Origin of the sequence: Methylotenera sp. (genome assembly GCF_036401095.1) — a bacterium.
Lineage (GTDB): Bacteria > Pseudomonadota > Gammaproteobacteria > Burkholderiales > Methylophilaceae > Methylotenera.
Map to the genome: position 1 here is coordinate 1 of NZ_DASWWA010000009.1, position 8,836 is coordinate 8,836.

At 42.7% G+C, this 8,836-nt stretch carries 8 protein-coding genes, 1 rRNA gene and 1 pseudogene; 7 read left to right on the forward strand and 3 right to left on the reverse strand.

Going from position 1 to position 8,836, the window contains the following annotated elements:
- Window positions 1-120, reverse strand: a pseudogene (locus tag VGD82_RS07655) (ribosome maturation factor RimP); the annotation flags it as partial.
- Window positions 121-409: 289 nt separating this feature from the next.
- On the opposite strand from VGD82_RS07655, the gene VGD82_RS07660 reads away from it, so the two are divergent.
- From VGD82_RS07660 to VGD82_RS07690, 7 genes are all read left to right on the forward strand, one after another.
- On the forward strand, window positions 410-601 hold the full coding sequence (locus VGD82_RS07660) for a YezD family protein (protein WP_294841653.1): 192 nt from the start codon (window positions 410-412) through the stop codon (window positions 599-601).
- A 92-nt stretch (window positions 602-693) separates the two neighbouring features.
- Window positions 694-2,256 (forward strand): OprO/OprP family phosphate-selective porin, encoded by a 1,563-nt coding sequence (locus VGD82_RS07665; protein WP_331019840.1) that lies wholly within the window; start codon window positions 694-696, stop codon window positions 2,254-2,256.
- A gap of 158 nt (window positions 2,257-2,414) precedes the next feature.
- Window positions 2,415-3,425 (forward strand): sulfate ABC transporter substrate-binding protein, encoded by a 1,011-nt coding sequence (locus VGD82_RS07670; protein WP_331019841.1) that lies wholly within the window; start codon window positions 2,415-2,417, stop codon window positions 3,423-3,425.
- A gap of 40 nt (window positions 3,426-3,465) precedes the next feature.
- Window positions 3,466-4,341, forward strand: coding sequence for an EAL domain-containing protein (locus VGD82_RS07675; protein ID WP_135278201.1), 876 nt, complete (start codon window positions 3,466-3,468; stop codon window positions 4,339-4,341).
- Between the two features lie 144 nt (window positions 4,342-4,485).
- Entirely contained in the window at window positions 4,486-5,316 is an 831-nt protein-coding gene (cysT, locus tag VGD82_RS07680; protein ID WP_331019842.1) for a sulfate ABC transporter permease subunit CysT, read from the forward strand.
- 37 nt (window positions 5,317-5,353) lie between these two features.
- Window positions 5,354-6,247: a sulfate ABC transporter permease subunit CysW gene (gene cysW, locus VGD82_RS07685; RefSeq protein WP_331019843.1), complete on the forward strand. Its 894-nt coding sequence runs from the start codon at window positions 5,354-5,356 to the stop codon at window positions 6,245-6,247.
- 51 nt (window positions 6,248-6,298) lie between these two features.
- Window positions 6,299-7,360, forward strand: a complete 1,062-nt coding sequence (locus VGD82_RS07690) for a sulfate ABC transporter ATP-binding protein (RefSeq protein WP_331019844.1) — start codon at window positions 6,299-6,301, stop codon at window positions 7,358-7,360.
- Between the two features lie 27 nt (window positions 7,361-7,387).
- Here the strand turns inward: VGD82_RS07690 and VGD82_RS07695 are convergent, their stop codons facing one another.
- Together VGD82_RS07695 and rrf are read right to left on the reverse strand one after the other, a co-directional pair.
- Entirely contained in the window at window positions 7,388-8,320 is a 933-nt protein-coding gene (locus VGD82_RS07695; RefSeq protein ID WP_331019845.1) for a sensor domain-containing diguanylate cyclase, read from the reverse strand.
- A gap of 418 nt (window positions 8,321-8,738) precedes the next feature.
- A 5S ribosomal RNA gene (rrf, locus tag VGD82_RS07700) occupies window positions 8,739-8,836 on the reverse strand; the annotation flags it as partial.

The window sequence follows — 8,836 nt, forward strand, 5'->3', positions numbered from 1 at the left end:
AGGATTCAGCTTATCAATAAACACACGCAACAATTTGCCTCGATTAGAAATCTCTAAATCAACAAGCTCATAGCCTAACTGGCTTACCGACTTTTCTATTAACGTTTGCAAATCCTGCATAAATCGACCCTTCACTTTCACTGCACCAATCTAACGCACACCTCATGCATGCGCAGATTGCAGAAACAAAAAATGGGCTCAAAGCCCATCAAAAAATTCATCCGCATTATACCAATCAATTCAATGAATTGGAAACACTACAGTTAATAAAGTGTGCTTTTTACACTTTTTACATGAATTACCACCTTATATTCCTTTTGATTATAAATTTATGACAATTAATTATTTTTAATTATTAAACAGTTTATTTATAGTGCGTACCTCTTAGTAATTAAGTAGTTAAGCGCAGATGCCAAACAACCAAACCACCAAAACTGTTACACAAGAAATCCTACGTGCAGTGGAAGAAATCCGTGGTGGCACAGGATTTGGATCGATTGAAGTCACCGTGCACGAAGGGCGTGTGACCTTTATCGAAAAGCGCGAGAGATTAAGGGTTCAGCACACTTCGATCTCAGGAAAAATTAGCAAACTTTCGTAACTGCACCAGCAGCGCAATAAAACTATTAATTAAAAACCATTAATTTAGATTAGCTGACCAGTTAACTGGAAGTTTGACTCAGGAGATTTAGTATGCAATTCCAATATTCAAAATTTGCCGTCGCACTATTATCAGCGGGCATCTTATCATCACCAGCTATTGCTAACGCAAATGATAGCAATGAGCTTGAGGAGCTACGCGCTTTAGTTCAAGAACTTAGCCAAAAAGTAAAAATTATTGAACGGAAAGATGAAATCAATGAAGAAGCTGCCGTAGCAGCTAAAAAAGAAACCCCTGTTGTAAAAGCAAGCGCTAATGGATTTGGCCTAGAGTCAGCAGATGGTAAAAACTCCATTAAATTTAGTGGTTTATTACAAGCGGATTACCGCTCATATCAAGATGGCGCCAATGATGTACGCAACAGAAGCAACACTCGTGCAGGTAGTTTAGATGCCAATGGCTTCCATGATGCAAACGATACAGCGCTATTACGTCGTATTCGCCCAACAATCCAAGGTACATTATTTGGCAAATATGATTTCCGCTTCACGCCTGAGTTCGCTGGCGGCAGTGCTTCTGCAGTAGATGCTTACATTGACGCACGATTAGATCCAGCTTTTAAAATTCGTGCGGGTAAATATAAACCATTTGTCGGCTTAGAGCGCTTACAAGGTGGTAGTGATATTAAGTTCGTTGAGCGCAGTTACGTAACAAACGCCATTTTACCAAACCGTGATGTTGGTGTTTCAGTTTACGGTGATGTATTTGGCGATAAACTTAGTTACGCAGTTGGTGTTAATAATGGCGTAGTAGATGGTGGCAACGCGACCACGGGTAACGAATTTGACGGTTCAAAAGAAGTAACAGCACGACTTTTCGCAACGCCGTTTAAAGATGATGCTAACGCATTATCTGGCTTAGGTTTTGGTATCGCAGGTACATATACCAATATTGATGGTGAGAGAAATTTGGACTTTACGAATACTTCAGCAGCTGATGCAACTAGAAATGGTTTACCAAGCTATTTAACAGATGGTCAACAAACATTCTTTCGTTATGGCTCAGCATCTGTTGCAGATGGCAAGCGTAGCCGTATTACGCCACAAGCTAGTTACTACTATGGCCCATTAGGCTTAATTACTGAGTACGCAAGAGTAAATCAGGATGTCAGCTTATTAACTAATACGACAAGCAATGCGCCGAGTGTAATTGCTGCAAACTCCAGTAAAACACTTAGCCACGATGCATGGCAAGTGGCTGTTTCATACTTATTGACTGGTGAAGATGCTTCGTTCAGAGGTGTAAAACCAAAAAATAACTTTGATATTGATAAAGGCGGCTGGGGTGCTTGGGAGTTAGTAGCGCGTTACAGCGAAATCAATCTGGATAGCGATACCTTTAAAAATAAAAACACAGGTTCATTTTCAACAGGTACATATGCAAACTTATCAGAAAGTGCAAAGTCTGCTAAATCATGGACTGCTGGTGTGAACTGGTACCTGAATCAAAACGCCAAAGTGCAGCTGAACTATTCACACACATCATTTGATGGCGGTGCAGGTGTTGGCATTACTGCAGTAAACGCGGCTGGTACCAATATCCGTGATCGTCAAAGTGAAAATGCATTGCTTGCTCGCTTCCAAGTAGCGTTCTAAGCTTGAATTGAGCTAGTTGGGATTGATCTAAATAAAACATCAGCCGCCCTTGTAAAAGAGGCGGCTGATTTAAGAAGTAAAGGATATAAAAATGCCTTGTTGTTCACCAATAGAAGATACCTAAACAAATCACTTAATTTTTAATAAGGATGTAAACCATGAAAAAATCATTACTCGCTCTTGCAGTATTAGCAGCAACTCTTAGCTTCACAGCACCAATCACGGCGTCTGCCAAAGACATCACATTACTCAACGTTTCTTACGACCCAACGCGCGAACTCTACCAAGACTTCAATGCCGCATTCAGCAAATACTGGCTCGCCAAAACTGGTGACAAAGTGACCGTAAAAGCATCACATGGCGGCTCTGGCAAACAAGCACGCGCGATTATTGATGGCTTGGACGCAGACGTTGCAACACTTGCACTTGCATACGACGTGGACCAGTTGCATGAAAAAGGCAAACTGATTCCTAAAGATTGGCAAAAACGATTATCACACAACAGCTCACCTTACACCTCAACCATCGTGCTATTAGTGCGTAAAGGCAACCCTAAAGGCATTAAAGATTGGGATGATTTGGTAAAACCAGGCATTTCAGTGATTACACCCAACCCTAAAACTTCAGGTGGCGCACGCTGGAACTACTTAGCGGCATGGGCATTTGCACAAAAGAAATTCGGCGGCGATGAAGCAAAAACCAAAGAGTTCGTTGGCAAATTGCTGAAAAACGTACCTGTACTAGACACAGGTGCTCGCGGATCAACCACTACATTCGTTGAGCGCGGCATTGGTGACGTGTTGCTTGCATGGGAAAACGAAGCATTTTTAGCTCAAAAAGAACTAGGCGTTGGCAAGTTTGAAATCATCGTGCCATCACTCTCGATTCTTGCTGAGCCACCAGTAACTGTTGTTGATAAATTTGCGAAGAAACACGGTACTGAAGCTGTGGCTAAAGCTTACTTGGATTACTTGTACACTGAAGAAGGTCAAGAAATTGCTGCTAAGAATTACTACCGCCCAACGTTAGAGTCAGTTGCCAAAAAATATGAAAGTCAATTTCCAAAAGTTAACTTAATCAAAATTGATGACGCATTTGGCGGTTGGCAAAAAGCACAAAAAACGCACTTCTCTGACGGCGGTACTTTTGATCAGATCTATCAAAAGTAACAATTAATTCGCCTGCAATAATGATATAAAGGATACAAAAATGACAGTACCAACCAACGCAACTTCACCGATTGAGCAACTAAGATTGCAACTCAAGGAATCACTATTTTTAGATTTAGATGATTACGGCTTAGTTGAACAATCAACCGGTGAATTTAACAGTACGTTCTTAGGCGTTCAATTAAATACTGCATTTCAACCTATTTATGACATACAGGCAGGCGATTTAATTGGTCACGAAGCATTATTACGACCATCGCTTGGAGGCGAACTGACCAGCACGCCAGAGTTCGCCTTCACCTATGCCGAACAAACCGGCAAGCTAGTACAGTTTGATCGTGTAGCCAGAACCCTGCACGTATTAAACTTTAAACAAATATATGCAGAAAATGGGCTGCTGTTTCTCAATGTACACCCCAAGTTACTCGTATCTGTGAATACGCACGGCAAAGTGTTTGAGCGCATCTTACATGCAAACTCAGTTCCAACGCACCGCGTCGTTATCGAAATTAAAGAAAGTGAAATAGAACAAGACAAGCAGCTGTCAGAAGCCATCGACAACTATCGTGACAGAGCTTATAAAATTTCTATTGATGGCTTTGGTGGCAAAAAATCGCATATCGATCGCTTGTGGAAACTCTCGCCAGATTACGTCAAACTGGATTTAGGCATTATTCAGCAAGCCGAAGGCAACCATCGTGTGCAAAAAATATTGCCAGGTCTTATTAATTTAATTAATGACAGTGGCGCCCAAACCATCATCACTGGTATTGAAACACAAGCACAGCTAGATATTGCCATCGAGTCTGGCGGACTATTTGTTCAAGGTTACTTCTTGGCAAAACCAGTACACGCTAAAGCTTTACAACCTTCATCTGCACTTAACAAGCTATCTTCATTGCACAAAGCAGCTTAATCAAGCGCTACTCTAGCTACGGATGCATCGGCATCCGCACCGCCATATAAATAACAATTAGATATATAGTCATTCTTAAATATTATTTAATTGTTATTTAACTATCGGTTAAATTAACACGCATTCACAACACAGACAAAAACTATGGCAAAGCAAAAAAACATTCTACCGGGCTTTAACCTATCACTAGGTTTTACGATATTTTACTTAAGCTTGATTGTACTTATCCCGTTATCTGCGGCTTTTATCAAGACTACAGAACTTAGCATGCCAGAGTTTTGGGAGGTGATCACTGCACCACGTGTCGTAGCATCATACAAACTAACCTTTGGTGCATCGCTGGTTGGCGCATTGATTAATGCTGTTTTCGGCCTGCTCACCGCATGGGTTCTGGTACGTTATAAGTTTCCCGGGAAAAAGCTTATTGATGCCATTGTAGACTTACCGTTTGCATTACCAACAGCAGTCGCCGGCATTGCCCTCACCGCGGTTTATTCGGCTAATGGCTGGATTGGCTCATGGTTAGAGCCGCTGGGTATCAAAGTTGCATTCACGCCAATAGGTGTAATTGTTGCACTTACTTTTATCGGCCTACCTTTCGTGGTGCGTACCGTGCAACCAGTATTAGAAGACTTAGAAGCAGAAACCGAAGAGGCTGCAGCCAGCTTAGGGGCTAACCGTTGGCAAACTTTTGTCAAAATTATTTTTCCAGCGATTGCGCCAGCACTGTTGACCGGCTTTGCCCTAGCCTTTGCACGTGCGATTGGTGAGTACGGCTCAGTCATCTTTATCGCCGGCAATATGCCAATGGTTTCAGAAATCACCCCGCTCATTATCATCACGAAACTAGAGCAATACGATTATGCAGGGGCAACAGCCGTCGCTGTGGTCATGCTTGTGATTTCATTCCTGCTGCTATTTGCCATTAACGGTTTGCAATGGTGGTCAAATCGCCAGCGCACAGCAGCAAACTAAATCGAATCATATTAATAACAATTAGATTAGGACATTTATGTCAGCAACCACCGCCACAACACAATATAGCAGCTACCGTAACAAGGTTGCACGTAGCCGCGCCACTTCAGAACCAGTATGGATTCGTTACTCATTAACCGCCATTGCGCTCACTTTTTTAACGCTGTTTCTGTTTGTACCATTGGCTGCAGTATTTACTGAAGCCTTACGCAAAGGCTTCGACACTTATATTACAGCTCTAGTAGATCCAGATGCTTTGTCTGCAATCAAACTCACGTTTATCGCTGCGCTGATTGCCGTACCGCTTAACTTGGTGTTTGGTGTTGCTGCGGCTTGGGCAATCACTAAATTTGAGTTCAAAGGCAAGAGCATCCTCATCACCTTAATTGATTTACCGTTTGCTGTATCGCCAGTCATTGCCGGTTTGATTTACGTGCTGATTTTTGGCATACAAGGCTGGTTTGGATCAGCACTAGTCGATCACGACATCAAAGTTATTTTCGCGATACCTGGCATTGTGCTAGCAACCATATTTGTCACCTTTCCGTTTGTAGCTAGGGAGTTAATTCCACTGATGCAAGCGCAAGGTAAAGATGAAGAAGAAGCCGGTTTGGTACTAGGCGCATCTGGTTGGCAAATTTTATGGCGCATCACCCTGCCGAATGTGAAGTGGGGCTTGTTATATGGCGTGATTCTAACTAACGCACGGGCAATGGGTGAGTTTGGCGCGGTTTCTGTGGTATCTGGACACATTCGCGGCATGACGAATACTTTACCGCTACATGTAGAAATTTTATATAACGAATATAACTACGCAGCAGCATTTGCCGTGGCATCCCTGCTGGCATTGTTAGCGCTAGTGACTCTAGCACTCAAAACTTTTATTGAGTGGCAGGTCGCCAGAAACGCAATTCAACATGAATCTGCATAGCATTCAAGTTAATCATCATCACTCGCACAACCATTATTTTGGAATACAACTATGAGTATAGAAATACGTAATATCAAAAAGAATTTTGGACAATTTAGCGCACTTAACGATGTAAGCTTAGATGTCCCTAGCGGTGAGCTGGTTGCGCTATTAGGCCCATCTGGTTGCGGTAAAACCACATTGCTACGCATTATTGCTGGCCTAGAAACACCAGACTCAGGCAATATCTTATTTCATGGTAACGATGCTACAGAGCGCCAAGTACAAGAACGGGAAGTTGGTTTTGTATTCCAACACTATGCATTGTTCCGTCACATGACTGTATTTGAGAATGTTGCATTTGGTTTACGTGTACGTCCTAAACATACACGCCCATCCGATGCCGAGATCAAACGTCGCGTGCATGAATTACTGGAATTAGTACAGCTAGATTGGCTGGCTGATCGTTACCCACCGCAACTATCAGGCGGCCAACGCCAACGTATTGCTTTGGCACGCGCGTTAGCAGTAGAGCCTAAAGTATTACTGCTGGATGAGCCATTTGGTGCATTGGATGCTAAAGTACGTAAAGAGCTACGTCGCTGGTTACGCCGCTTACATGATGAACTACACATCACCAGTATCTTCGTTACGCATGACCAAGAAGAAGCCCTAGAGGTTGCAGATCGCGTAGTTGTGATTAATCGCGGCAAGATTGAACAAATTGGTACGCCACAAGAAGTGTACGACCAGCCGGTGTCACCATTTGTTTATCAATTCTTGGGTAATGTAAATCAGTTCGATAGTCATATTCATCAAGGTTCAGCGCAAGTTGCTGGGGTAGATTTAAAGCTAGATGCACATGAAGACACGCAGAACACACCAGCACTTGCTTTCGTGCGTCCACATGACATTGAAATTTATAATACCCAGAAAACCGACCGTGTCGGTTTCGAAGCGATTGTACGTTACGTTAATGCCGTAGGCCCATTAGTTAAAGTGGAGTTAGAACGTAATGACCATACTGAGTTAATTGAAGCAGAGCTTACACAAGAACGCTTCCGTGAACTGAAATTGACACCAGCGCAACATGTACATGTTTACCCTAGAAATGTACGCGTGTTTGCTGCATAACTATGTAATAAATAAAGGTAGAAGTTGTTAAGCAATACGATTTCTACCTTTTTCCTTCGCTTGATACAACTGCCTATCTACCGCAGCGATAAAATTGATTGCTTCATCGCTGTGTATCGGAATGATAGTACTAACACCAATACTGACTGTTAACATCTGACTAACCAATGATTTTTCATGCGGAATCTGCGCCTTAAAGATCAAATTACGGCACCGCTCCGCAATCATTTTTGCTGCCTTTTCGTCAGTTTCCGGTAAGACAATAATAAACTCCTCACCACCAAAGCGTGCAAAAAAGTCTCGCGATCTGGTCGCCACTTTGCTCAACTCTTTCGCAACGCGTTTCAGGCACTCATCTCCATGTATGTGCCCATAAAAATCGTTATATTGCTTAAAGTAATCAATATCTAACATAAGTAGAGAAAGTGGCTGATGGTTACGCTTAGCATTAGCCCACTCAACCTCCATCACAGAATCAAACATGCGGCGATTATATACACCTGTCAGCGCATCTTTAAACGAGAGCTCTTCTAGCTCCTTTTGCAACACAATCAGCTTTTGCTCGGTATTCTTACGCTCCGTAATATCAAACATAAAGCCGATAAGCGCTTCCACTTCACCCTGCTTGTTGCGCACCACATGCACAACGTCACGAATCCATACATACTCGCCGTTCTTTGTCAGTGCACGATAGTCTGCCTCATGATCTGTGCCCGACTTAGACTGTGAAACACAGTAATCAACCACCCAAGCCCGGTCTTCAGGATGCATTCTGGAAGCCCAGTCCTCCACCGTCACCCAGCTAGCTTGTGACCAGCCTAACAATTGCTCAATTTGCGGCCCAATATAAGCAAACTGTAGCGTGCTCCAATCTATCTTCCAAGGGATGGCTTTAGTTGACTCCAACAATGTCTTATAAACAGCGTTATCAGCATCAAGGTAGTCGTTAGAAGTCGTCATTGGTTATCCAGTATCAATTCAGAACAAATGCATGTGTAAGTAATGCTGATTCAGCAGCAAAATTACTAGCACTTTATAAGTTTTTAGAATTAAGAGAAACAATTCAATTACTTGCAATATTAGCATATATCGCTTAATAGCAAATATTAAGAGCGAACATGGCAACCAGCAAGCAAAAACTATAGGAAATGATAGCTGAACAACTTAAGATCAACCCGTGTAGAAGCGCCCATTTAGCACGAATCATCGGCAATGCATTGTAATAGATACCATGAGATAGAAGCTAGGTAGCAAATAGGGATGGAAACCAGGACGTATCGATAAAGCGCAAGGCTAGCACTACAGATAGCTGGCACTACGCTGCGTACCGACGTAAAAAAACCCCACTACTTTCGTAATGGGGTTTTTGGTATAAATAGCTTGGCAGTGACCTACTTTCGCATGCAAGGAGCATACTATCATTGGCGCTGGTTCGTTTCACGGCCCTGTTCGAGATGGGAAGGGGTGGTTCCAAAC